This window comes from Intestinibacter sp., from assembly GCF_051866655.1.
In the GTDB taxonomy this organism is placed as follows: domain Bacteria; phylum Bacillota; class Clostridia; order Peptostreptococcales; family Peptostreptococcaceae; genus Intestinibacter.
Genome location: NZ_JBJDXL010000291.1, coordinates 2,497 through 3,877, shown reverse-complemented (window position 1 = coordinate 3,877; position 1,381 = coordinate 2,497). Strand labels below are relative to the sequence as shown.

Annotated in this window: 1 protein-coding gene and 1 pseudogene; one reads left to right on the top strand and one right to left on the bottom strand. The window is 31.6% G+C overall.

What is annotated here, in order from left to right; genetic code table 11:
- Positions 1-3: 3 nt before the first annotated feature.
- Positions 4-933: a cysteine synthase A gene (cysK, locus tag ACI3VO_RS08680; RefSeq protein ID WP_439757535.1), complete on the top strand. Its 930-nt coding sequence runs from the start codon at positions 4-6 to the stop codon at positions 931-933.
- Positions 934-1,078: 145 nt separating this feature from the next.
- Here the strand turns inward: cysK and ACI3VO_RS08675 are convergent.
- Positions 1,079-1,381, bottom strand: a pseudogene (locus tag ACI3VO_RS08675) (hypothetical protein); the annotation flags it as partial.

Genomic DNA, 1,381 nt, shown 5'->3' with positions numbered 1-1,381 from the left:
AAAATGTCTAAAATAGCTAAAAAATTAACCGACTTAATAGGAAATACACCTTTACTTGAACTTGAAGCTTATGGAAAAGAAAATAAATTAGAGGCAAATTTAATAGCAAAAGTTGAATACTTCAACCCCATTGGAAGTGTAAAAGACAGAGTTGCAAATGCAATGATAGAAACTGCTATTAAAGAAGGAAAAATAAATAAGGATACAGTAATAATCGAGCCTACTAGTGGTAATACAGGTATAGGATTAGCATTTGTTACTGCTACAAAAGGATTACATTTAATACTAACTATGCCAGAAACAATGAGTATAGAAAGAAGAAGAATAGTTGCTGCATTAGGTGCTGAAGTAGTATTGACACCAGGTGCAGATGGTATGAAGGGTGCAATTGCTAAGGCAGAAGCATTAAAAGAAGAATATGGAAATGCATTTATTCCACAACAATTTGAAAACGAAGCTAACCCTAAAATACATTTTGAAACTACAGGTCCAGAAATATGGAGAGATACAGATGGAAAGGTAGATATATTCGTAGCTGGTGTAGGAACTGGTGGTACAGTTACAGGTATAGGAAAATACATAAAATCACAAAATCCTAATGCAAAAATAGTTGCAGTAGAACCTGCTACGTCTGCTGTACTTTCAGGTAATCAACCAGGACCACATAAAATACAAGGTATAGGTGCAGGATTTGTGCCTAAAGTATTAGATTTAGATGTAGTAGATGAAATATTCCCTGTTGAAAACGAAGACGCATTTAATGCTTCAAGAGCAGTCGCAAAAACAGAAGGTTTATTAGTTGGTATATCAGCTGGTGCATCAATACATGCAGCAACAGAGCTAGCTAAAAGACCTGAAAATAAAGGTAAAAATATAGTTGTTTTATTACCAGATACAGGTGAAAGATATTTATCAACTGCTTTATTTGAATAAAAATAATTTTCCCAAACAAGATAACAATAACAATTCGAAATAGATATCCCTTAGTTAATATATAAATATTAAGCATAATAAATCCAAAAAACTGAGCAATGATCTTTGTATAAAGGTCATGCTCAGTTTTTTATTTAAAATGGTTTTATAATTTGAAGTAATTAACTTGGTAATCTGTTAATTCGTTGTCACATTCAGCACAGTGATATGATTTTTTAGCTGTTATGAAGCTATTAGAATCATTGTCATATTCTGTTTTTACTTTTGTAACTATACCAGTTGAAGTTAGGTCTTTACCGCATTTTTTACAATTTTGTACAGTACATATATTTTCTAAGAATGCAGGATTTAATTGTTCTATAGTATAGCCACATTTACAGCATGTTACAGAATTCACTTGTTCCTTAGATATAGGTTTTACACCTTTGTCTTCCTTTGAGTATTTATA